The 23,847-nt window shown below is 58.5% G+C and carries 14 protein-coding genes; 10 read left to right on the top strand and 4 right to left on the bottom strand.

Annotated elements, in window-relative coordinates; genetic code table 11:
- Nucleotides 1-135 precede the first annotated feature (135 nt).
- Entirely contained in the window at nucleotides 136-2,199 is a 2,064-nt protein-coding gene (recG, locus tag Q0837_RS04985; protein WP_298466036.1) for an ATP-dependent DNA helicase RecG, read from the top strand.
- On the opposite strand, the gene Q0837_RS04990 is transcribed toward recG, so the two are convergent.
- From Q0837_RS04990 to Q0837_RS05000, 3 genes are read right to left on the bottom strand one after another with little or no spacing between them, the layout of a single operon-like run.
- Nucleotides 2,196-3,491 carry a hypothetical protein gene (locus Q0837_RS04990; protein WP_298466038.1) on the bottom strand — a complete coding sequence of 432 codons (1,296 nt, stop codon included), beginning with the start codon at nucleotides 3,489-3,491 and terminating at the stop codon, nucleotides 2,196-2,198. The two genes, recG and Q0837_RS04990, sit on opposite strands and share 4 nt — an antisense overlap.
- 16 nt (nucleotides 3,492-3,507) lie before the next feature.
- On the bottom strand, nucleotides 3,508-5,394 hold the full coding sequence (locus Q0837_RS04995) for a S8 family serine peptidase (protein ID WP_298466041.1): 1,887 nt from the start codon (nucleotides 5,392-5,394) through the stop codon (nucleotides 3,508-3,510).
- A gap of 3 nt (nucleotides 5,395-5,397) precedes the next feature.
- Nucleotides 5,398-6,522 (bottom strand): patatin-like phospholipase family protein, encoded by a 1,125-nt coding sequence (locus Q0837_RS05000; RefSeq protein ID WP_298466042.1) that lies wholly within the window; start codon nucleotides 6,520-6,522, stop codon nucleotides 5,398-5,400.
- A 668-nt stretch (nucleotides 6,523-7,190) separates the two neighbouring features.
- Here Q0837_RS05000 and Q0837_RS05005 point away from each other — a divergent pair.
- From Q0837_RS05005 to Q0837_RS05045, 9 genes are read left to right on the top strand one after another with little or no spacing between them, the layout of a single operon-like run.
- A complete protein-coding gene (locus tag Q0837_RS05005; RefSeq protein ID WP_298466044.1) occupies nucleotides 7,191-7,853 on the top strand; it encodes a peptidoglycan-binding domain-containing protein in 663 nt (220 codons plus the stop codon).
- Between the two features lie 7 nt (nucleotides 7,854-7,860).
- Nucleotides 7,861-10,254: a hypothetical protein gene (locus tag Q0837_RS05010; protein WP_298466045.1), complete on the top strand. Its 2,394-nt coding sequence runs from the start codon at nucleotides 7,861-7,863 to the stop codon at nucleotides 10,252-10,254.
- Nucleotides 10,251-12,011: a hypothetical protein gene (locus Q0837_RS05015; RefSeq protein ID WP_298466046.1), complete on the top strand. Its 1,761-nt coding sequence runs from the start codon at nucleotides 10,251-10,253 to the stop codon at nucleotides 12,009-12,011. The genes Q0837_RS05010 and Q0837_RS05015 overlap by 4 nt, the downstream gene beginning before the upstream one ends.
- Complete coding sequence (locus Q0837_RS05020; protein WP_298466048.1) at nucleotides 12,008-12,769, top strand: hypothetical protein; 762 nt, start codon at nucleotides 12,008-12,010, stop codon at nucleotides 12,767-12,769. The genes Q0837_RS05015 and Q0837_RS05020 overlap by 4 nt, the downstream gene beginning before the upstream one ends.
- 31 nt (nucleotides 12,770-12,800) lie before the next feature.
- Entirely contained in the window at nucleotides 12,801-14,972 is a 2,172-nt protein-coding gene (locus tag Q0837_RS05025; protein ID WP_298466050.1) for a hypothetical protein, read from the top strand.
- A 36-nt stretch (nucleotides 14,973-15,008) separates the two neighbouring features.
- Nucleotides 15,009-17,288: a hypothetical protein gene (locus Q0837_RS05030; RefSeq protein WP_298466052.1), complete on the top strand. Its 2,280-nt coding sequence runs from the start codon at nucleotides 15,009-15,011 to the stop codon at nucleotides 17,286-17,288.
- An 11-nt stretch (nucleotides 17,289-17,299) separates the two neighbouring features.
- Nucleotides 17,300-19,537 (top strand): hypothetical protein, encoded by a 2,238-nt coding sequence (locus Q0837_RS05035; protein ID WP_298466054.1) that lies wholly within the window; start codon nucleotides 17,300-17,302, stop codon nucleotides 19,535-19,537.
- A complete protein-coding gene (locus Q0837_RS05040) occupies nucleotides 19,537-20,439 on the top strand; it encodes a caspase family protein (protein WP_298466056.1) in 903 nt (300 codons plus the stop codon). The genes Q0837_RS05035 and Q0837_RS05040 overlap by 1 nt, the downstream gene beginning before the upstream one ends.
- Nucleotides 20,440-20,471: 32 nt before the next feature.
- The gene (locus Q0837_RS05045; protein ID WP_298466058.1) at nucleotides 20,472-23,342 is read left to right on the top strand and encodes a hypothetical protein; all 2,871 of its coding nucleotides are present in this window, start codon (nucleotides 20,472-20,474) and stop codon (nucleotides 23,340-23,342) included.
- A gap of 23 nt (nucleotides 23,343-23,365) precedes the next feature.
- Here Q0837_RS05045 and Q0837_RS05050 read toward each other — a convergent pair whose 3' ends face one another.
- Nucleotides 23,366-23,839 carry a low molecular weight protein-tyrosine-phosphatase gene (locus tag Q0837_RS05050; protein WP_298466060.1) on the bottom strand — a complete coding sequence of 158 codons (474 nt, stop codon included), beginning with the start codon at nucleotides 23,837-23,839 and terminating at the stop codon, nucleotides 23,366-23,368.
- Between the last annotated feature and the right edge of the window lie 8 nt (nucleotides 23,840-23,847).

Below are 23,847 nucleotides of genomic sequence, written 5' to 3' on the forward strand. Positions count from 1 at the left end.
CCTCTAGTGACGAGAGGAACCTCCACTCTCGCCTTACTGACTCATGACACCCGGCAATCTTTTACACCGAATCGGCCGGATGTTCCAAACGACAATTTGCGGAATCGCCGTATTTTCGGCACCTGACTGATCGCTATGCGCCCAGACGCTCTAAATCCCCTGTTTGCCGAGACCCAAACGCTTGAAGGCGTTGGGCCGAAGCTGATGAAACCGCTGGAAAAGCTGGGGCTCACCCGCGTGCGCGATCTGGCATATCACCTGCCTGAACGGTTCGTGACGCGGCGATCCATCGCCAATCTCGATGAGGGCGCGGAGGGCGAGCAAGTGATTGTCGCGCTCACACCGACCGAGCACCGTGCGCCTTACAATCCCGGACGAGGCCCGTACCGCGTGCTGGCGCAAGACGAGGCGGGCAATATCTGCGCGCTGACCTATTTTGGGCGCGCGTCCTACACCGCGAAAAAGCAGCTACCGGTGGGCGAGAAACGCTGGATCGCCGGACGGCTCGATCGCTACGGCGACATGCTGCAGATCGTCCATCCCGACCATGTCGAGAAAGAGTCCGCTGCCAATCTCGCGCGGTTGAATGAGCCGGTCTACGCGCTCTCCGAAGGTCTGACGCAGCCGCGCGTCATGGGGATGATTGGTCAAGCCTTGGAGCGCACACCTGAGCTACCCGAATGGATCGAGCCTGGGCAGTTCGAACAGGCTGGCTGGCCCAATTGGCGCGATGCCTTGCACCTTGCGCATAAGGGCGAGCACGAAAAGGCGCGCGACCGGCTGGCCTATGACGAATTGCTGGCCAACAGTCTCGCGCTGCTGCTGGTCAAAGCCGACAGCCGCCGCCGCAAGGGGCAGACGCTAGCTGGTAACGGGCGGTTGCGTGCGAAGCTGGAATTGCCGTTCGAGATGACCGGGGCGCAGACGCGCTCGATAGCCGAGATCGAAGGTGACCTTCAGCAAGAGGCTCCCATGCTTCGGCTGCTGCAAGGCGATGTCGGGGCGGGCAAGACGGTGGTGGCGCTCGCGGCGATGCTGATCGCGGTCGAGGCAGGCAAGCAGGCGGCAATGCTTGCTCCCACCGAAATCCTTGCGCGCCAACACTATGAGACATTGCGCAAGATGGCCGCGCCAACGGGCGCCGAGGTCGCGATCTTGACAGGCCGCGCCAAAGGCCGCGAGCGCGAAGGCATTTTGATGGGACTGCTTGATGGTTCGATCGACATTCTTGTCGGCACGCATTCGATCTTTCAGGACACCGTTGGCTACAAAGATCTGGGCTTGGTAGTCATCGACGAGCAGCACCGGTTCGGGGTCGCGCAGCGCCTGGCGCTGGCAGCCAAAGGAAAGCGCGCGCCGCACACATTGGCGATGACCGCCACACCGATCCCGCGCTCACTGACCCTCGCGCAATATGGTGAGATGGACGTCAGCCGCCTCGATGAACTGCCACCTGGCAGACAAGCCATCGACACCCGGGTGGTCGCGCAGGAACGGATCGAAGACATCGTGGCAGGCGTCGAACGCCACCTTGCCAGTGGACAGCAGGCCTATTGGGTATGCCCGATGGTTCGCGACAGCGAGATCGCCGACATCGCTGCGGCGGAGGCGCGGTATGCAGCGCTCAAGGAGCGCTTTGGCGACAACGTGACCTCGGTCCATGGGCAGCTCAAACCCGAGGTCAAAGACGCGAATATGGAGAGCTTTGTTCGGGGCGAGGCGAAGCTGCTGGTCGCTACTACCGTGATCGAAGTCGGCGTCGACGTGCCTTCTTCGACACTGATGGTGATCGAGCAGGCTGAGCGGTTCGGCCTTGCACAGCTGCACCAGTTGCGCGGGCGCGTGGGGCGGGGCAGCGACAAGTCCGTCTGCCTGTTGCTGCGCGGGAACGAACTGTCCGAAACGGGCCGTAAGCGGCTGGCTTTGATGCGTGAGACGCAGGACGGCTTTCGGATTGCGGAAGAAGATCTCGAACTGCGGGGCGGTGGCGAGTTGCTCGGTACGAGGCAATCGGGCGAAGCGGCTTTCCGGATTGCCAATCTCGAACAGGTGCAGAAGCTATTGCCGCTCGCCCACGCCGATGCGCGGCTCTTGATCGACCGCGATGGCGGCTTGACGTCAGATCGCGGCGAAGCGGCGCGCATTCTGCTCTATCTGTTTGAGCGAGACTGGGGCGTACAACTGCTGCGCGGGGGTTAGTCGCTTTCTGGCGCGACCACTTTCACTCGGTCTGGCAAGCTCTCAACAAACGCGCCGACACCATGCTTGGCGGGATCGAACGGCTCATCCCCTGCATGATGCCCGTTTTCCATCAGTCGCTTGCGTTTCGCGTCGATCGCTTCAAGCGAGTAGGTGAATTGCAGCGTGTAGGGTTTGCCCGCCCGCGCTTCTTCGATCCATTCAAGGCAATCGCGTTCCGGATTGCCGTGTCCGCCATTGCCTGAGAGCACGTATGTTGATGCAGGTATCGCTTCGAAGAAGCCGACCGTGACGTTGCGGTCGCTGCCGTGGTGCGGAACTTTGAGGAGGTCGACTGACAGGACCTTGTCACCCGAAGTGGCTGACGCAGCACCGATTGCGCGTCCATCATCGTCTAGCTCTGCGCCGCATTCGCCGCAGCGCTCTGCACCGTCCTCGCCGGCAGTCTCGCCAAGATCATCGCGGGCTCTGAAGGCTTCGATGATCTTGTCACCGCGCGCATCGCCGGTGAGCAGGTATTGCTTGTCGCCATCATCCGCGAGCAACACGATGCTGGAGAGATTGGCGACCGAAGTGTCGTCGAATGCTGCCAGCGTTGCCTCGCCGCTATCGCGCTTCTTTTGCTCTTTCCTCAGCCATTTGTCGTGCTTCTCTTCCAAGTCTTTCAGCTCGCGGGTCAGAGGGCCGAGAACTGTGAAAGTCACGCCATCCAGCTCGATCTGGTCGAGGAAATCATCGTCACTGTCAGGAGCCTGGATTAGATTTCCGCCAAAGTCGGGATTGGCAGGGATGCCAAGGCTTTCGGCGAGCTCCCTTATCTGGTGACCTTGCGAAATGCTGGCGAGTACCTGCCAGTCGCAATGGTCATCAAGCAGGTCCTCAGGAATATCCTGCGCCCCTGCGCTGGCAGTGCCGAATTGCTCGTTCAAAGCCGCGCGCGATTCCGTTTCCGAATTGCCGATAATATCGTCGAAGGAATTGTGCCACAGGCGGCGGATGCGAAAACGCGGAGGATCGCCATTGTCGGCATCCTTCTTCATATCGCGCAGGAGACGGATGACGCCGTTCACGTGGTCATCATCGATGTGGCTGATGATCAGCATTTCGATCACCAGCGGTTGATTTTCCGGAAGACCGCGCTCTTCGCGTAGTTCCTGCAGCCGAGGTAGCAACGTGTCGTTGTAAACCCCGGCGGGACCGCCATCGATCAGCGCAATCTTGGGCGCATCGTCGCTGCCGAAATGCAGCAACATGCAATCGCCGTGGCGTGCGGGAAGGACTTCGAGTTCCATGATTTTCCCCTCTCGATCAGATGCTTTGTAGCGCGCGCAGGACATCGATCAGGCCTGCACCCTGAAAGCTGCGCTCACGGCCAAGGTCGGTGCAGGTTTCGACCAGTATCTGCTTGATCTTCTCCGGTTTGCCTTCGAATTCCGGATTGCGGGCCATCAATAGCGCAGCTGCGCCAGCAGCGTGCGGTGCCGCCATGCTGGTTCCGTCGCGAGTGTCTTCGGCATTGCCGGGAACGAGGCTGACGATTTTCTCGCCCGGGGCGAGCAGATCGGGCTTGGCCCGGCCATCGCCTGTGGGCCCCCGGCTTGAAAAGAAGCTGACGCCGTATGTGTGCGGCGATCCGCGATGGGTGGCACCGACAGTCAGGATCGCCTCGGCGTTGCCGGGATCAGTGATCGAGGATGGTGCGTAGTTTTCGAACACGTCGCCGCCGCGTAGCTGAAAGCTCTGATAGCCGCGATTGCCCGCCGCTGCGGTTACGAAAACGCCTGAGCGGACGAGCCGCTCTGCTTCTTCGCAGACGGGTGTTGCGCCGCAGGCATAGTTGCGGACGCTATGGGCGATCGACAGGCTCATATTGGCGCCATGGATCACGCGGTAATTGTTGCGCTCGTTAAGCCAGCGGATGAACTGCATCGCGCCCATCACATTGAATTCGGTGTCTTCGACACCTGCGCCGACAACCCGGAAATCGTAGAGCTTGATCCCCGGACAGACCCCGGTCAGGCGCTGCGTCGTCCCATCATCTTCACGCCAATCCGCGCCCAGAATGCCTGCGACATGCGTTCCATGTGCATTCTGTGGTGTGTTCTTGGGATCGCTCGGGTTGGCGATCTCGACATATTTGCGCGCGACGCTCCAGTCGATCGGATGCCCAAGCTCGGCGTCTTCGGCGAGACGCTTCAGGTCCGCCTTGATCTCCGCTTGCGTTAAACCTTCCCGTGCAAACAGCTTTGCAGCCTCGGTCAGTCGGGCAGAGTTGAACTGATAGTCGGGACAGATCAGGTCACGAATTCTAGTGAAGTCATAGGCCGCCCTGACGCGCGATCTATCGCCTTTCGCGTGATCAAGAAATCCATCATGCCCGGCGTCAATGCCGGAATCGAGGATCGCCCAGGCTAGGCCCGAGCAGTCGGTCGAAAACAGCAACCGCGCGCTATCCGCCTTGATCGTATTGGCCGAAGTGCTGACGGCCAGTTCCACCGGCCGGTTAAGCGAAATGGCGAATACCATTGGCGTGGTGTTGCAAACGCTTGAGGGATCTTTTTCACAATGCTGTTTGAGCCGACGGAATATGTCGACACCGGCCTGAGCGAGCTGCGACGGCTTGAAGTACTCCGCCATCATCGCAACGTTTGACAGCTTGACTGTCTGACTGCCTTTGCTGGGACGTGTCACAACTTCGACAGCGCCCAGGAATGTCAGCAGCGCTGCGGCGCTGACCAGCTCGGCTGAGCGATCCATTGTTGAGCTTTCAAGCGTGGTGAGGATTTCGTCCTCAAGCGAAGCCTCTGCATACATCGCGTTCACACGGTCGAGGATCGCCTCGCGCACGGATTTCTGGGTCAGCTTGGAATCGCGTATCTTCTGCCACCAACGAGTCATCGTCAGCACGTTCATCAGCATTCCATCCAGCGTCAGCCGCGCTGCAACGACACCTTCCAGATAGGACACGCGCGATGGTGCATCGGTCTTGGCAGTAGAGTGCGCGAGCGCCGAGGCCACTTTGGCCGCACTCAGCGAGCGATAGGGTGTCAGCAGCAGTTCGCGCGGCTTTTTTGGTGCGAGCGCATAGGCGGCCAGCACATCACCTCGAATGGGCGAGTCCTGCACAATGCGCCCGCCGCTGACAGGACCAAGCAGCAGGCGATCGACGAGGTCGGCTTGTATGACGAAATGCATCGATCACAGGCTCCTGTTGGGGAAGGGAAGGGCAGCACCACGATCTGCTCCGACCCGGAAGTAGGACCGGATGGCGTTGTCGCACTGGATGTACCCAAAGTTGATCAGGCGCTCTTGCCGCTTGGCGCTCATGGATTTCAGCCGCGTCGCGATTTGTGCAATTTCGAGCGCAGCCTTGTCAGAGACTTCGAAATACGGCTCTACCTTGAAGCGACTTGGCGGGGTCGAGATACTCCAGAAAGCACCCTCACGTTCCTTGGCGAGGTACTTCTCGACAATAGTGCGGCTGCGCAGCGCGTGAACCTGAGAATGAATGACGGAGACTGTGCGCTGCAACTGCGTGATCCAGTTGCGACCAATGCGTGATTCCATGGTGAGCGCGCTGCCGCCATCCGAAACCAGCACAGTCTGGAACCGCTTCCAAACCGGCTCAAGACCGTAATTGTCGTAAACTCCGCCATCGGTAAGTGAGATGTCGCGCAGGAATCTGTCGTCGACACCATCTTCGCGCACGTCGAAGTCTTCTGGCTGTACGCGCAACCGGAACGGAGAAAGCACTGGAGGAAAAGCGGCAGATGCCGTCACGGCCTGCGCGATCTTCACCGTGGGTTTCATGATCCCGCCGACTTTCCAGTCGCGCATGAATGCCTTTTGAAATCGCCACAACCGGCCGCTTTCCATATTGGTCGCATTAATCGTGAAGAGCGGCCAGTTGGGCAAGTCCTGCAAGGTGGCTCCGCCGTACAGTTCGTTATCAAGCTTGCGCGCGACAACATCCGATATGGTACCGGGCAGTACCAAACCACGGAAGATGGCGCTTCGATCCAGAGTCTTGCCGGTCAGTCGCCGCAGCGGATCGACAAAGTGTGTGAACAGATCATCGCGTGACTTCAGTTTGTCCCAAACGATCGCCAATCGCCCGGCCGTTATCGATCCTCCAGAGACGCTTGAGATGCGAGAAATATCTTTCAGCAGGTCGAATTCATAGAGCCGGATGATCGCGCCGACATGGAACAATGTCGCGCGGTACCCGCCTCCGGACATCGCCAATCCGATCCCGGGTTCAAGCTCTCGCTGGGCGGGGCCTGTGTCTTCGTCTGTGCTGGTTTCGATGTCTGGAATTGCCATCGTTCACCCCCTCTTTCCTGCGCGACCAACGCCGGTCTTCCGGGCCATTCTTGAAACTGAAGCTAGACCGAGAATATCCGCCTTGCAATCACCGACTTCAGTAAATTGACGCGTTTCTACAAAGGAAATGAAATAAATATCGAATCACCAATCATTCGATTTCGAACAAGTGTGATTCGATCAGACTCGATTTGACGTAATTCTACAAATATATCGAATAGATTGACGACCTGTAGAATTCCAAAATCACTAGAATTGCGGCTCATGTTTCCAGAATCATGCCTCAAGAGTGCGTTTTTCGAAAATTTCTTCTCTCTCTCCCAAACCCCAATCAAAACCGGTTCAAGTCCTAGGGTTTGTGGGAAATATTGCCAAAAATCGCCCTTTGTAGAAACACGACGTTCTGTCGTATTCTTACAAAATATTTGAGTAAACTACTCAAACATATGAAAAAATAGCTTTGCGAATCTATTGGCTTCGAATACCTTTCAATCACGGGAAACGCAGAAAATACAAAATAACTAATAATCAGGGGGATTAGTATGCCTTATCTGAACGATGGCGCACGTGCATTGAAAAGTCATATCCGAAAAGAAGTTGAATTCGAGAAATCCGTAGCGCGCGGTAGTCGAGGTTCGATTGTCAAAAGAGTCCAGGAATGGAGCTGTTTGCATGGCCACAAACTGGTTGCAGATGGCATTTTCGGACCGGCGACAGAGGCCGGCGTCAAGGCATTCCAGTCCAAATCCGGCATCCGGGCGAGCGGCAAGGTAGATCGCACGACATACATGGCGTTTGTCTCACCAATGCTGCGAGTGTTGGAGCCGATTACTCACAACGGCACTCTGACCGACGCGGTTGCCAAGCTCGCCCGCAAGCATCTTGCCGAACATCCACGCGAAATTGGCGGTCAAAACCGAGGGCCTTGGGTCCGGCTCTACATGGACGGCAACGAAGGCAATGCCTGGCCGTGGTGTGCCGGTTTTGTGACGTTCATCCTGAAGCAGGCCTGCGAACTCACAGGTAAGCCGATGCCGATCGCAGGGAGCTTTTCCTGCGACGTGCTGGCGATGCAGGCCAAGCAGAAAGGCCGCTTCTGCCGCGAAAACGACATTGACGACCATGTCCGCAACACAGGCGGCGCACCGGCAATCTTCCTTGTCCGCCGCACATCCACCGATTGGACCCACACCGGCTTCGCAATGAGCTTCGGCCGGGAGGTGATGGATACCCTTGAAGGCAACACCAATGATGAAGGCAGCCGCGAGGGCTACGAGGTGTGTGAACGCATCCGCAGCTTCTCGAGCAAAGACCTGATCGTGCTGGGCTGAGGGCGTCATGGCGAAGAAACCGAAGAAAAAGAACAACCCCCTCAAGCTTTTGCTGCGCGGGCTGTCGCGTGAGAAGGGGCAGTTGAAGCCTGTAACGGTGAAGACAAATGGCAGGCGCAAGGTGCGTCCGGCGCCAAGGCCGACGCCTCGACCAGTAACTATTACCAAGCCAACAGTCGTTTCGAAGCCGAAGCCGATTGTAGCCACTGCAAAACCAATAGTGACGTCTGCTCCGGCCAGCGCGGCGATGCTGAAATCGATCAACACGATGCGCATGCCCAAGGTCGCGCTTGCTCCAAAACTGCTCAAGGGAAACATCAAGCTTCACAACGCAGTTCTCAGCAGAGCGATCTCCAGCATTGCGCTGACTCAGCTTAAGATCACCCCGCGCAAGAAGAGTGATATCGACGGCCCGGTTTCAGGAGCTCCCGAACCAACCGGCTCAACGATCTTCGAAAACGGCAAGGATACAAACCGCAAATACGTCTTGCCTGAATACGAGGTAGCCGAAGATGTCCTGTCCGATGCGAGCGGGACCACACGCAAGGCTGCAGTGGCCACGACGATCGCTCCCGATGGCCGCTTCATGCTCGAAGTCGGGCTCGATCCCCACAAGAGCGACGGGCACAAGCGCAGGGCTGCGGATGCAGAGTTCCTCGATCACAAAGTCCGTTGCAGCATCGAATTTCCCGACCCCAGGCTGGCCAACCGCACGACGAAAGTGACTGCGGAGGAGCTGCTCGAAGGAACCGATGGCCGCATCATCGCGCGCATCTATTTCGACTCCAGCACCGAATTTGGCCAGGCGATGAAGGCCATTCTCGACACGGAAAGCGCCAGCCTGATCATCGACCGTGTCGCGCAAGTGTGGCTGCCGGTGAAGAAGAATGCCTCGGCGCCCAAGCCTGCTCGGCCTCCTCAGCAGCCGCGTCGTCCTCGCGTTCGCCGCCGCCCACGCCGTGTTCGGCCGCAGACGATGGAAATGCGGGCCCTGCCAGTGGGAGGGATCCGTTTGGCCCGTCCGCAAGTCGCCGCGATCGCTGCAGCTAGTGCGGCGGCACAGGCATCGCAGGAATATCGCAAGACGAGCCGCACGATCAGCCAAAAACTGAATTTCTGGCTGCTGCGAGACTTGCATGCAGATCTGCTCGATGCGGTTGGCGGCGAAGTTCCGGCTGGCGGGAGCTTCCGGATCGAGCGGGTCGAATTCGAAGAGAGAGTCCACTCGTACTTTATCGATCCGAACGACCGCGACCGTGTGCATTTCCTTCCAGACTCGTTCCGATTGCAGCGCAAGAATGACGTGCCGCGCACGCCTTTGATGCTGGTGCGATCGGTACCGGCAACGGAAGAGGGCGGCGAAACGCAGTTCGAACTTGAGTTCATTGCCACGCCGCATATCGACGAAGATCGCCTGCTGGCGGCAAGCGATGAACTTGGTTTCACCGATACAGACGGCGAGCGACATGAATTCGAGTTTGTGCCGCTGTCGGTAAGCGGGGCCGAACTGCGGCTCGCTCTTCCCAGCAGCAGCGGCGGCGGGTTCGAAGTGATCGCCAACGCCCAGGTCGATTTGCAGTCGGGCGTATCGGTCAGGCTCCAACTGGCCGAAACCGACTTTCTCAGCATCTTCAACGCGCTGCGCGGCGAGGGCTCACACATCGTCATGAACGGCGAGGTCAAACTGGATCTGGGCGGTCCGGCACCCGAGACTATTCCCGTTGAGCTGCGACTGGATTCCATGAACGGTGAAGCTCTCGAGCTTGACCTTTTGCAGCCTCTCAATGCCCGTTCAGTGAACATCAGCCTTCTGAATGTGATCGAAAGCCCATTGAGGATCGAAGGTCTGAGGCCAGTCGCAGTGGTCGGTGAAGATACGATCCCGCTCAACATAACAAAGAAACAGCCTGATTTCGGTCAGGTCATCCAGCCAGGCAGCGACTTTCGGATGAGAGTCGAGGCGGCGGCGGATTTGCCGGAAGATGGCTCCTTCCACGTCCTGTATGAAGACATGGATATTGAGATCGACACCGATCACGAAGCGGTATTCGACGCGGTGTTCGATGAATCCAGCTCGGTTGCGCTGGAACAGGAAATCGAAGTTGCGACTTTCGCGCCGTTCTTCACCAATTCCGGCGATCATGAGAATGGCGCGCTCATCGCGTTCTTCATCGAGTTCCAGGATGGCGATGATGTCACTCTGGAAGCTACCCAGCTTAAGTCGGAGACGAGCATTGAATTGCCGCTGGCCGACATCGTTTTCCGCAAGGAATCCGAGGGAGAATACACCTACCGCATCAGCGAAATTCGCGAACGCGGCATGGTGGGCCCCACTGCCTGGAAGACGAGCACCAGCAGCACGCTGAATGTCCTTCCGATTCAGCCCGGCGACCTCGCATGAGCCGCGCGAGCACTCCCGATTGGGGCGCTCCCATTCACGGCGCGCATTCCGGCATCTACCGCCGAGCGAGCGGAGGCAATGGCAGCGTCGCAATCCCCACCGCTGTGGCGTTGGACGGGCGGGGCAAGCGGTCGCCGCTTTCCCTGACCTTGTTCCGTCGCAACGATGACGGCGATCTCGACACTGCCGGTCGGCTCGATCTGAATTGGCGGCTGGCGTTTCACGATCTTGGAGAGATCGAACGGGGCGCAGCACGGCGCATGCCGCGCCCAATCTCTAAGGCGCTGCCCGAAGGTGGCTCGTTTCGGATCTATTCGCTGTTGCAGGAAATCAGCCTTCCGAAATCTCTGAAGCACGAGATCACCCTATCCGCGACTGGCCGGGCCAGCGGCCCTGCGATCCACCGGATGGATGCTGACGATGCGGGCTTCATGGCCGGATTGCTTGAAAGCGAAACCATGCCGATTGGCATTATCGGCCAGGTCGGTGTGATGGGCATGAGTCCGCGCTTCCGGGCACGAGCGACGATTGATCGAAAACGCGCCGTCGCCGCCTTGCAAAAACTGGCTAGTCCAACAGGGGAAATTCCAGACCGAGATCTGGCTGAACTGCTGGCGACCAGACTTCCGGCTGCCATTGAAATCGAAGGCAAGGTCCCACGCGGGGCTGATCGCCGGATATTCGGCGAAACCCTGCGCGACCATATCGCGCGTGCGCTGCTGGTTCCAACGCCTCCTGTATCAATCGAAAGCGGTGCTTGCTGGCGTCTACGTGAGGGCGAGGAACGCGGCGGAACGCTAAACTTCGATCTTTCAAAAGAGACACTGTGTCTGCGGGTATTTGCGAGTCAGTTTGACCTCAACACCGCACTTGATGGCTTCGACAAAGACACTCTGGTCAAACGCAAGACAGTCGATGCGATTCCGCGCCACGGACGCACCATCACCGTTTTGACCAACCTGCCCGAGCGTCCAGATGGCGTGCTCGATTGGGGCGTGCACATCTCGGTTCCGCCCGCCGCGCCGCATCGTCCGCAGGCCATCAACCACACGCTTTCATCGCTTTCGAGCGACTCCGATCCTGTCGAATTGGAACTAAAGATCGGGCCCAGCGAGACGCTGAGCTACGAAGTGCGCGGATACGCGGTGACGATGCGCGGATCGGACTTCGCCCAGCCCGAAGGCGACCCGGTCGAGATTACCAAAGACATTCTGATTATCGGGCCTGACCTGATCCCGGTCTCAACACGCGGTTTTGAGGCGAGCGAACGCCTGGCAGCGGCGGGAACGCTCACGCTGACAGGTTGGGACAATGACAAGGTGGTCGAGACGATCACCTGGCCTAGAGAGGCTTCTCAATTGAGTGTCTGGAGCGACACTGCCGACGATGCGACGTTCCGGATCGAGCTGTCTGGAGAGGACCGTTCGGTCACTTCCGAAGCATTTGTCGCCGATGGAAGCGCGCTCGATTTCCATCTGTTTGCCGAGTTTGGCAGCCGGTCGGTTTCGCTTAGCGTTGATCTCGCTGATGGCGAGCACTGCGCAATCGACATCAAGGGTGAGGACGAAGCGGACCACTCCACGCTCGCATTCAGTTCGAGCCGCAAACAGCGTGACTACGAATGGTTCTGCGGCAATCCGTTACTCGGAGGCCTGCTGATCCGGCGCCATGGCGATGATGATTGGCAGTCATTTTCGTCTACGTCCGATCAGATTGATCTTGGACCGATCTGCAAAGCCGTGGAGCCGGTTCAATGACGCTCCAATCAATCATGATCGACGGCAACTGTGTCTGGTTTGCGGATGACAAGCCGGGGCTGGGCTGGTGGCACAGCGGTGCCATCCAGCCGCAGACTGACGCGAGTGATCAACCCAAAGCGAGTGTGATCGAAGCTGGCGGCGTGCTGATGGTCCAATGCGTGGCGCGACTGGCTCCAAAGCCGGAAAGCAACGTGTCGCTCGCGACCGAATTTGCGCGTCAGATGGGGCAGAGTCCCGATCAAGTCGTGCTGAACGAAGCGAACCTGACTGTTCGCGAGGCGCGGCTGGAGCTGCGTACCGGCGATGGCCAGATCGAGGTTCTCGGCCGATCGCAATCTTCGGGAATGTACCCCTTCGTGGCCGCAATCAGCGCGACTGTCATGGACAAGCAAGTCGATGTATTTCGCGCTGCACTGGCCGGTGAAGACGGCGCGGAATTGATCGCTGTCTACGATCTGACGGTCGATCTGCCTTTCGCTGTTGCTGCGATCGAGCACCACTCGATGGAGACGCCGGATACCGGCGGAGCTCCGCAAATTGCCTCGGCCTCCGCAAGTTTCGGCAGCACTACCGAAACCGCAGCCAACGCAGCCGGATCGGTGGCCAGTAGCTTTGCCGGAGACGCCATGGACGCGATGGCGGGCACACCCACACCCGGCACAGCATCGGCGAGCGCCGCCTACCTTGAAACCGGCACCAACGCCCATCCCATTCAAATCATCACAAATGCCGCGCGCTGGTTCCCGGCGCCCTGACACCTGACCAACGAACCAAGGAGAGAACACCATGCTTAAACTGTACGATCAGCGCCTGATTGAAGGGGTCACAGTCTTCGGAGACGACCGCAAGGACAACCTGTTCTACCCATTCCCAGAGCAACCAACATTCCGCGTCAACGAAAAGGGATCGCCGATCCTGAAGTTCGTAAAGTTCCGCTCGATCAAGACGGAGGCTGGTAAGAAGGTTGGCGGAATCCTGAATTTCGACACGGAATTTGTCGTTCCCGAAGCGAAGCTCAAAAAGATCAAGAAGGAGCTCCAGAAGGAAGTCGACAAGAAATATCAGAAGCGCAACAAACAGCCGCCCAAGGTCCAGATCGGCACGATCCCTTTCATCAAAGGCTCCGCAGAGCTCGGGATCAATGACGAAAACAGCACGCTGGTCGACAAGATCACTGGCGCCGGTGTTCCATCGCTGGTTGGTCGCAACATCGCGACCTTCTCAGTCGAATTATCGGAAATCGGTACGCCTGTCTTCGAAGCGGCGATGACCGGCAAAGGCGGCTTCGTAAACGTCATCTACAAATTGTACTTCTCGGCCCGCGTCGGCGACGTCCGTGCCACAGCGCGGTTTCATGCCAGCAAGTATTACGAGTTCATGCAATCGATCGACGTCGAGGAGCGCTGGTTCCGCGAAGACGACTACAATGAGAAGATCGAAGAGGACCTGCGTCAGCGCGAGATCAAGGTCGTAGAGGTCATACCCGGCGCGCAATCCGATCCCAAAGTGGTCGATTCCATTCGCGCGTCGATCCACCGATCACTTGATCAGGCGATCGCTCGCAACTTGTTGGGAGACGTCACAGCCGAGAAGCGCGATGCGGGTGAACTCTACACCAAGCACGATCTTGAGAACATCAAGCGCGATGTTTCGGTCAAGAAGATGACCAACATCCACATGAATATCAAAGAACAGCAGGTCATCGAGCATAACCTGAATCCGCAGGGCATTCTCGAAAACATCACCAACATGAAGCTGAAAGGCGGAGGGAAGGTGAAGTGGAAAGACCACATGATCGAGGTCGATGCTGACGACGAGTTCTTCCAGGAACTGAACGTCGCGATCCAGGTCAATGCCGATTTCGAAAACCTGCCGCTGCACTCTGTCGAGGTTCTGTGCAAGTACAAGGAAGGGCAGGTCAAAGCCGAAGAGGAGTTCCTGTTCAACACCGCCGACACGGTCGAGAACTTCATCACCTTCACGCACGATAACAAGCGCGAATACACCTACTCGTACCAGGTCAATTACAAGGGCGAGTCCAAGACTCTCGATGTGAAGCCGACCAAGATCAGCGGTGACAAGCTGGTGATCAATGTCAGCGATCTGGGCATCTGGAAGCTCGACATCGCGGTTGGCGATATCAACTTCGATCAGGTCAAGCAGGCCCAGCTGACAGTCCGCTATGAAGACAGCGGCGTCGATCCGGTTGAGCGGGTGTTCAACATCACTTCGGACAATCCCGAACACCAGGTTCGAGAGCTGATCTTCAAACCGCGCAACAAGCCTTTCCAGTACAAGGTCAAGTACTTCATGGAGAACGGCAAGGAGTTCGAGCGTCCGTGGGAGAACCACGAAGCCGATCAGCTCTATGTCAACGATCCCTTCAGCGAACAGAAAGTCATCAAGCTGCGCGCGCTGGGCGATCTCGAAGACAACATCAGCAAGATCTTCGTCGATGTTACCTACACCGATGCGGCGAACGATTATTCGCAGGCTGAAAGCTTCGTTCTGGATGATGACACGCCGTTCAACGACTGGGCGATCCCTGTCATCGATGCTGCATCGGGCAAGACCGAATATCAGGGCTCGATCGTCTTCCAGGACGGCACGACCAAGGACATCCCGCTCACTGTTGCTCAGACCGATGTGATTTCGGTCGGCGAAGCCGTGCGCGACTTCCTGGAGATCACCGTTCTGCCAGACGTGCTCGACTGGACCGAGCTCAAGATGGTCATCGTTCAAATCAACTACAACGATGGCGACTCTGACGAGCGCAAGACACTGGTGTTCCGCGATGGTGATTCGGAATCTCTGGTGCGCGAGCCGCTCGGCGACGGCGCCAGCCACAAATACACCGTCACTCAGACGCACGTGATGAGCGACGGATCGCGGCGAGCCACCGGTCCGACCGAGAGCGAAGACACCATGCTGATCCTCGAAACCCCGGTGATGGCCTAGCTTCAGGCCATCGCCTCCTAATCACGGAGACGGATCATGCTATATCTGGCACCGCCCTTTCGCATCATCGATGGGATCTCGGTCTTCCGAGATCACGCCGACCCAATGCAATGGTACTTCGGACCGCTCATGCCGCACTTCTCGACCGAGTTCGATGAAGAGGTGGAAGCCGACATCCCGCGCCTGTCGCTAATCAAATATCGCGGCGACACGGGCTCTGGCGGGTTCCTCAACTTCGACGTCGATCTCGGCGTGAAGCCGGAGAAGCTCGACGAGATTTCCACGCGACTGATGGCGCTCGAACAGCTCGACGACAAGCCGCGGCTGGCACCAATCCCTTATGTCGATGGCAGCGTTCGCCTGATGATGTTGGGTGCGGATTCAGCTGCGGAGGGGGACGGAGCGACCAGTGGTAACGATCAGGGTGCGAGCTTCGTCACCAAGATCAGTCACCCGAGCAAACCTGCGCTCTTTGGTGACAACAACGCGATCTTTTCGGTTCAGTTGGGGCCGGAAGGGGTGGAGGTGCTGGAGAAGTCGCTTGCGGGTGAGCTCGCGCCGATTGGCGTGGTCTATTCGCTCGACTTCCTGGCGCTCAGACCAGCATACGGTGTCAATCTGGAGATCGATTGGGACCGCGTGCAAAAGCACGTTAACACCAGCTACGGTGTGGATTCCATCTTCGCCAGTGTCGACATCGAAAACACCGTCGACGAACTGATCGAAGATCGAACGATCAAGCTCGAAGTGACCAGCGAATTCCTCGACAACGAAGACAATGCAGGCCTCGCCGGACGGCGCGACCGCGCACTCAACGATGTTCGCGGAATGGTGACCGACGCATTCTTCGAACCCAGCATCGTACCTGACCAGAAAGAAGAAGACGGTTGGGACAAGGCGGAGAAGCTAGCCCGGACCGCTGGCACGCTCGCTGCCACAGGCGGCTGGGGCGGCATCGCCAAGTTCAAGATGAAGCATGTCAATCAGCAGCGGACGGACAAGAAGCGGCTGAACGTGAATTACTCGGAGCGATCGACGGTTCTGCGTTCGATCTATCCGCAGCGCCATCTCGACGGGATGTTCCGCCTGACTCGCGATGCGGGCGTTCCGCTTGATCGCTTCATTACTTCGGTCACCACAGGCGGAGCATGGTTCCGTCGCCGTAAGCTACGGATCACATCGAACACGCAGTTTACCGAAGAAGGCGTGACGATGATCATCGCACATGTTCGATATGGCGATGACGAGAAATCCGTGCGGCTGAAGGACGGTGAGAACGACGCGACAATCGAGTTCACCTCAATCGTCGAAGACGGTGAGATGCGGCGCGAAGTGGAAGTTCGCTATGATGTGATCTTCAACGACGATGCCGCCGAAGAACGGCCTCCATCGCTCAGTTCGGAGCCGTTTGTTACGACCGTTGACGAGCTCGCCCTTTCGCCGAGCGAACTCTACACTCAGGTACCCATCGAACTCGATGCCAGCAGCGTTCCGTTCGAAGATTACCCGGTTGTCGAGGCGCACATCCACTTCAAGGATGAAGCCAACGGGCTGCGTCAGCGTGAATCGTTCAAGTTCGATACCGAGAACCAGACCAAGACGTTCAACCTGTTCTTCATCGACCCAGAGACGCGCAGTTTCGATGTGCGGGTCGTGTACCGGGCTGCCGATAACCAGGACATCGAACTGCCGGTCATGCGCCGTGTCGATGAACTGGTGACGATCGAGAATCCGTTCCCGGACAAGCGCAAGTTGCAAGTCGTACCGGCGGTCAACTGGAACGATGTGTCGATGGTGTTTGTCGACCTGACCTACGCCGATCCGGACAACGACATCAACGAAGTGGAATCGCTGACTTTCGATGCCGACAACAAGAAACCGGTCACCTTTGAGGCGAACCTTAAAGATCCGCGCAAACTTGCTGTCAGCTACAAGGTCACGATCCTGTTCAACGATGGCGGGATGACCGAAATCCCGACATCGGTGACGTTTGATTCCCGGATCATGATCCGGCCCGACATGAAGGGTCACAAGGTTGTGACCATCATGCCGCCGCAGGTGGATTTCAAAGACGAGAAGATCGCGAAACTCGAAATCGAGATCGAATATCAGGACCCAATCATGGGGCTGAGTTTCAGCGACAAGGTCGTGTTCGATGACCCCGATGATCGTGCGCTGTTCGAGTACGATTACGTCGACGCCCAGCGCGACAATTATCGGTACCGCGTCACCGAACGTCTCACCACGGGCGCCAAGCGTGGCGGTCGCGATTGGACCGAAGCCGACGACGAACTTCTCACCATCGAAATAGATTGAGGGAGAGCGCCATGCTGCTGCTCGATACCGATCAACAAATGATCGAAGGCGTGCAGGTCTTTGCCGACCACGCCGATCCGAACCAATTCTGGTTCTGCAATATGCAACCGCGACTGGTTGAAGCGACGCCAGGGAGAAAGGCATTCAGCCTGATCCGGTACCGCACCGAAGAGCGGACCAGCGGGGGATTCCTGAGCTTTGAATGCGACCTTTCGGTCGATCGCGGGGTGCTGGAACGCATCAAGTCCAGCCTGCGCCGGTTCTGCCCGGCACGGCCCAAGCTTTCGCCGATCCCCTTCACGGAGGGAACCGTCCAGTGCGTCGTGCTCGACTTGCAAGGTGGCGGCGGCACGGATGCTGCGCCAGCTACCGGTACCGGCGAGACACCTCCTGTGCGCGCGGTTGAGCGGATTCTCGGCTCAACCAAGCCGTCGCTGCTGGGAGACAACAACGCGGTGTTCGGCGTCACGCTTTCGGAAGAGGGCGCTGCGATCGTCGAAGCCGCGATCCGGGATGGCAACATGCCGATCGGCATCATCTACGACCTGACATTTTCGGGAATGCTTCGCGCACTCGGCGTCAAGATCACGGCTGAGCTGGAGCGGGTGCACACACACTTCTCAACCTCTGCCGAAGGGCAGGTTGCAATGCTGCGCGCCGATATCGACGCGGGCTTTGAGAAGTTGGTGCAGGACGGCGCGATCACAATCGAGATCACCGATGCCGACACCAGCGACGGCAGCAAGTCCGACGAGCGCGTCAAATGGGCGCTCGATTTCTTCAAGGACAATCTGCTGCAGGATTGGTTCAAACCGACCCTGACGCCAGGTACATTGGCAGGCACATCTGCTTCTTCTGCGTCGCTCGACAGCGTGCGGACGTTGGGTGCGCAACTTCGCCCGCCGCAACCTGAGCTTACACCTCCGATGGCGGAGGGTGAGGACGCGCCGGAGCAAGAGCCACGCGAGACCGGTCCGAACCCGGCTGAAGGGACGGGCAGCGAAGAAACCAGCACATCGGGTGACCCCGACGCCGCTGCTGCACAGGAAACCGGCAACCCAGCAGAAGGCACCGGCTTTCCGGCAGAATCCTCGACGAACGCAGCGCGCTCGGCTGGCAACGTCGCTGCGGGCCAATCGGCACTGCGAAACGCTTCCGAAGGGGAGGGAGACGTGGTCGCGGCTTTTGCGATGCGCGCGATCCGTCAGGAGGAACGCAAGAAGTTGGTGCTCGACTACAGCCGCTCGCAGGCGATCACTCGTACCTGCGCACCGCAGGGACAGTTGACTGATTTGCTGGGGCCGTTCGATCTCGACCGGCACATCACGCTGGTCGATACCGATGACGCGTTCCTCGCGCAGCTTTCGGTCGAGGTGGACGCGCCGTTCGATTTCACTCGAATTGGTCTCTCCCGCGCCGATGTCGCGCTTACCTATGGTGACCGCGACGATCCGGAAACGGTCAAGGAAGAGGATTTCGTCTTCAAGACCGGCGGTGACGACGTGAAAACCTTTACGACGTTTCTGGGCGAAAACCTGAACCGCACGTTCGAATTGCAGGTCCAATATCACTTCAGTCCGGACAATGAGTGGCAAGGGGAGACATTCTCTTACGACCTGCCTGCCGAACGGACTGAGGACGAGCGGCTTCACCTCAATCCGCACAACCATCTCAAATTTCTGGATATCGAGATTGCTCCGGATGAGCTGGATGGCGGCGCTGTGAAGAAGGTCGAGGTGTTCCTCGATTACGAGGCTTCCAGCGGCTGGCAGGCATCGCATCACGTTACCGTGAAAGCGGGCAGCGCTCCGCAGCATTGGAAGATCAGGCAATTCGCTGAAGAGCTTGAGCCATACAGCTACCGGCTGGTTTATCACATGGTCGATGGCGGCACGCGCGAAGTCGGGCCGATTTCGACCACCGCGACGCAGGTGCCGGTGCCGAATCCGTTCCCGGCCATGCTCGATTTGCTGTTTTTCCCAGCATACAATCCCAGCGATTTCCGCCGGGTGCTGCTGCAGGTGCAGTACGAAGACGCGGCCAACAATTACAGGCGGCAGGAACGGATCGTTGTCGAAGCCGACGCGCTCGACGTGCCGCTCAAGCTGAGCGTCCTCGATCCTACAATCAAATCATTCACTTACAGCGCGACCTTCGTTGGTCAGGACGGGCGCATTGCCCGCACTGAGCCCGTTACCACGGACGAAACGATGGTCAGCATCCTTGAACCAGAAGCGGAGGAAGTCTGATGGGCCGGAAAAGAGCAGTTGTCGTCGGCATCAACGATTACAGCGTACAGGGGGCGGGCAACCTCTCCTGGTGCGTGAACGATGCCAGGGCCATGGCACAAACCCTGCAACACAGTTTCGCATTCGATGACATCTATCTGTACACCGATGCGCGAGCGACCTCGTCCAATATCAGGCAGGCGCTACGCTACATCCTGAACGAAGGCGAAGCGGGCGATGTCGCGTGTTTCTATTACGCGGGGCATGGCGGTTATATCGCCGATCCGAACAATCCGGGCCGGGCTTATGAGACAATCATCCCCTATTCGGGCCGTTGGATCACCGATCACGATTTCTATGTCGAGGCTGAGCGGCTCGAAGAGAGTGCGGTCAACTTCAATGTCATTCTGGATTCTTGCCATTCGGGCGGGATGAACAATGCGACCGACGAGGCGATGAGCCTGCGGACGATCATCCGCACCGGAGCATGGTGGGAGGATTTCCTCGCCAACCTCAAAACGGTGGTTCCGATCGGAATCGTTGCTGGCCCGAGCGCGATCGACATTCTGACGGACAATGTCGTGAATGCGGGCATGGCTCCGGATGGGCAGATCGACCTCGATCTCGATCCCAATCGGTTCCTGGTCGAACACACCAAAGCCACGATGCTGGCGGCCTGCAATACGGTGGAACTGGCGCAAGAAGTCGGATCACTGCGGCACGGCATTTTCACGCAATCGATCCTCGATGTCTGCAATCAGTCGAACCAATCGATCAGCTACGATCTGCTGATGACGCAGATCCAGACAGCGATTGACGGACACATCCAAACCCACGGTCTCGACGCACAGAATCCGCAACTGCGCGGCCAGCAAAACCGCATGGAAGAAGACTTCCTGCTGGGCTGGATCGACTGCCGCTGAGGCTCACAATTTTGCTCTGAAGGGAGAGCGTAATGCTATTGCTGTCGAAACCGATGGGGGAATTCTCGGGCGTGGTGGTCTATGCCGACCATGCCGATCCAGACCTGTTCTGGGCAATGCCTGGTGAGGTCGATCTGCTGCGCCGCCGCAGCGATGGCCGGCCAGCGTTCAGCTTCATCAAATATAAGCCGGCGGTCGCCGGCGCGGGGATCAAAGGTGGCGGCTATGCTGCGTTCGATGTTGCCCTAGCGCTGGACGAAAGTGTCAAGCAGCAGATTGAATCGCGCTTGTCTTCGGTTTCGGACAATCCGCGCATCTCTCTCGTCCCTTACAAGTCGGGCACCGTGCAATGCATGTCGCTCAACCTGCAAGGGGCAGGGGGCACAAGCGCAGAGCCTGCGCCTCCTGGCGCGTTCAATGCAGTTGAAGAGATCCAGGGCGCGTCTGTACCCTCATTACAGGGCAACAATGTCGCGACATTCGGCCTCACCTTGAGTCAGGAAGGCTCGATTATTCTGGAGCAAGCGTTTGAGGATGGTCTCGCTCCGATTGGGGTGCTGTATGACCTCAAATTTGACGCCATGCGTCCCGCGCTCAATGTAAAGATTACCGCCGATCTCGACCGTTGTTACACGCAGTTCTCGGCTAGCCTCGAAGGCCAGTATTACTTCATCAAGGCTGGCATCGATGCAGGGTTCGAAAAGCTGGTCCAGTCCGGCGCGATCAAGATCGAAGTCACCGATTTCACCGGTGAAGACGACCAGAAAGAGCAGGAGAAATGGGCGCTTGATTTCTTCAAGGAGCAATTGCTTGAAGACTGGTTCGAGCCGACCCTAACGCCAGGCGATCTCCAAGGTGAAGAGGCACAAGCCGAAGGCCTGGACGCGGTGATCGCGCGCAGCCAGACACTGATCCAAAACGCTGCGAACAATGCTCGCGGTGGGCAGTCGAACGGCGACGACAATGAAGACGATGACAACAACAACAACGACAACCCCGCGCCCGCCGAACACCCACGCGCCGCATTCAATGTGACCGCAAGGCGACCCGATCCAACGCCAGATGGGAAAGGCATTACGCACACACCCTCGACCAGCGGGAACGACGAAATCCTGACCGTTGAAGGGGAGGGCGCGCAAGTCACTATCGATGGCGTTTCCCAGTCAGTCGGCAGCGATGGACGCGTTCGAGTATCTGTTCCGCCCGGCCAAAGCCGCGCCGTGGAAGTGGTCTATCCAGCCACAGAGACGACCGAGATCTTCGATCTGTTTTTCCTCAAAGCGAAGCCTGCGGAGCGCGGATTTTCCACGAGCCCGCCGAGCAGTTCATACCTCGCCTATGTCAACAATTCGACCAGCGACCCAAGATTCCGCAATGCCAGCGCTGTGCGCGATTCATCCGCGCAGCCAGCTGGCGATGGTGCAGTCCGCCTTGAAAACTGGGTGCGTAGCAACCTTTCCGGATCGCGCAGTGTCTCGATCCAGGCTTTCGCGAGCTTCGAAGGCGACGACACGGTCCAGAAACAAGAATACAACAAACGGCTTTCGCTGCGCCGCCTTGAAGTCGCCGAGGCAATCGTGCGCCGTGCAGGCGGGCGGGTAAGCAGCCGCGGTTGGTCTGGTCACACCGTCGCACGCAACGAAGGCCGGACCGATCAAGAGATCGACCGTCGCGCTTCGATCACTGGCACAACGAGCACGGGCAGTGAGGTTCGGATAACGGGCACGTTGTCGCGCCCACCGCGGCGTGAACCCCCGCCGCCACCTCCGCCTCCACCGCCGCCTCCGCCACCCCCACCACCGTCGGGAGGCCAGCCATCTGTGCTCGCGACAACACCGGCGGCGGTCTCACTGAAGCTCAAATTCGTGAGGCAAGAGGAGCGCAAGACCCTGACAGTGGTGTACAACCGTCAGGAAGCGGTCGAGCGGACCTTCGCACCGCAGGGCACTTTTGGTCTGCTGCTCGACGATATCGATAAGGATGAGCATTTCACCGAAGTCGATCTCGACGCAGCGTTTTTCCGGGAGTTCACGATTGAGGCTTCGGCGCCGCTAGACTTCGATGCGATCGGTCTCGCCAGCGCGCAGGTGGCGATCGACTATGGCAATACAGATCATCGCAGCGGGGTGAAGCATCGCGAGTTGGCGTTCCGGGCCGGTGACACCGACCCGAAGACAGCGGCGTTCTTCCTCAACGAAGACCTCGACCTCGATTACCAACTTGGCATCACCTACAATTTCAGGGGTGGTTCCGATTGGGAAGGTGAAGAGCTGGCATACGAAATCCCGTCCGTGCGATCCGAGGATCGTAGCTTGCATATCGATCCGCACCTCCATCTCGGTTTCAAGACGGTGCGCATCTATCCGCACCGGATCGACACCGATCTGATCGACCGCATTGAGTTGGCACTTCGCTATGAAGATCCGACCGGTTGGACGGCGACCAAACGCATGAATGTGCGGGCGGGCGATGCCGAGTTCCTTTGGAAGCTGCGCCAATCATCGCGCAACGCGCCGTTCCTCTACAGCTATCAGATGACGCATCATCTGCTGGATGGTGGGACTGTGGTCGGCGATCCGATGTCGACCGACCTGCCGGAACTCGGCGTGTCAGACCCATTCCCACACGCAATCGATCTGTTCCTGATCCCGGCCATGGACCCGGCGCGGACGCGGCTTGCGATTATCGAAGTCGAATATGATCCGGGCGGCGGCGCACCTTTGCGGCGCAAACGCATTCAGGTGCTCAGTTCGCAGACGAGCACTTTGACGGAGCGGATTAGCATCACCGATCCAGCGCATACGACGTTCCGAATGCGGCAGACCTATATCGGGGCAGATAGCTCTGTGCAGGTGCGCCCTTGGGAGGAGCGGACCGATACGCAGATCATCGTTGCGGGATGAGTGAATAGAGGCCGGTGTGCTTGTTAGCCGCCGGCCTTTATCTGCGTCGCGATCGCCTGCGCGGCGGCCCAGACGTCCTGCCACGTGAACTCAAAGTGCTCTTCGCCGTCATAATAAGGGTCGGCAATGGCGGCGCCTTCGCGCCCTTCCACAATGTCCATCAGGAGTGAGACGTGCGCTGTCGCATCCGCCGGGCGAACCGCTTCGATATTACGCAGGTTCTGGTGATCCATCGCGAAAATGTGGGTGAAGCGGGTGAAATCGGCCTTGATGAGTTGGCGACCGCGCAAATCCGAAATGTCACTACCCTTGGCGGCGGCTGTCGCGACTGAGCGCGGATCGGGCGGTTCGCCGACATGATACGCGGCTGTTCCGCAGCTATCGATCTCGATATCGAGGCCCGTTTCTGCCGCCGCTTTGCGCATTGCCCCTTCGGCTAGGGGTGAGCGGCAGATATTGCCGAGGCAGACGAACAGAAGCGCGGGTTTATCGGTCATCGCGCCGC

It is taken from the genome of uncultured Erythrobacter sp. (assembly GCF_947499705.1).
Lineage (GTDB): Bacteria > Pseudomonadota > Alphaproteobacteria > Sphingomonadales > Sphingomonadaceae > Erythrobacter.

Coding starts and splice junctions, on each gene's coding strand:
- Q0837_RS05035 (WP_298466054.1), top strand. CDS start 17,300: ATGCTGCTGCTCGATACCGATCAACAAATGATCGAAGGCGTGCAGGTC.
- Q0837_RS05040 (WP_298466056.1), top strand. CDS start 19,537: ATGGGCCGGAAAAGAGCAGTTGTCGTCGGCATCAACGATTACAGCGTA.
- Q0837_RS05050 (WP_298466060.1), bottom strand. CDS start 23,839: ATGACCGATAAACCCGCGCTTCTGTTCGTCTGCCTCGGCAATATCTGC.
- Q0837_RS05025 (WP_298466050.1), top strand. CDS start 12,801: ATGCTTAAACTGTACGATCAGCGCCTGATTGAAGGGGTCACAGTCTTC.
- Q0837_RS04995 (WP_298466041.1), bottom strand. CDS start 5,394: ATGCATTTCGTCATACAAGCCGACCTCGTCGATCGCCTGCTGCTTGGT.
- Q0837_RS05030 (WP_298466052.1), top strand. CDS start 15,009: ATGCTATATCTGGCACCGCCCTTTCGCATCATCGATGGGATCTCGGTC.
- Q0837_RS05000 (WP_298466042.1), bottom strand. CDS start 6,522: ATGGCAATTCCAGACATCGAAACCAGCACAGACGAAGACACAGGCCCC.
- Q0837_RS04990 (WP_298466038.1), bottom strand. CDS start 3,491: ATGGAACTCGAAGTCCTTCCCGCACGCCACGGCGATTGCATGTTGCTG.
- Q0837_RS05045 (WP_298466058.1), top strand. CDS start 20,472: ATGCTATTGCTGTCGAAACCGATGGGGGAATTCTCGGGCGTGGTGGTC.
- Q0837_RS05010 (WP_298466045.1), top strand. CDS start 7,861: ATGGCGAAGAAACCGAAGAAAAAGAACAACCCCCTCAAGCTTTTGCTG.
- recG (WP_298466036.1), top strand. CDS start 136: ATGCGCCCAGACGCTCTAAATCCCCTGTTTGCCGAGACCCAAACGCTT.
- Q0837_RS05015 (WP_298466046.1), top strand. CDS start 10,251: ATGAGCCGCGCGAGCACTCCCGATTGGGGCGCTCCCATTCACGGCGCG.
- Q0837_RS05020 (WP_298466048.1), top strand. CDS start 12,008: ATGACGCTCCAATCAATCATGATCGACGGCAACTGTGTCTGGTTTGCG.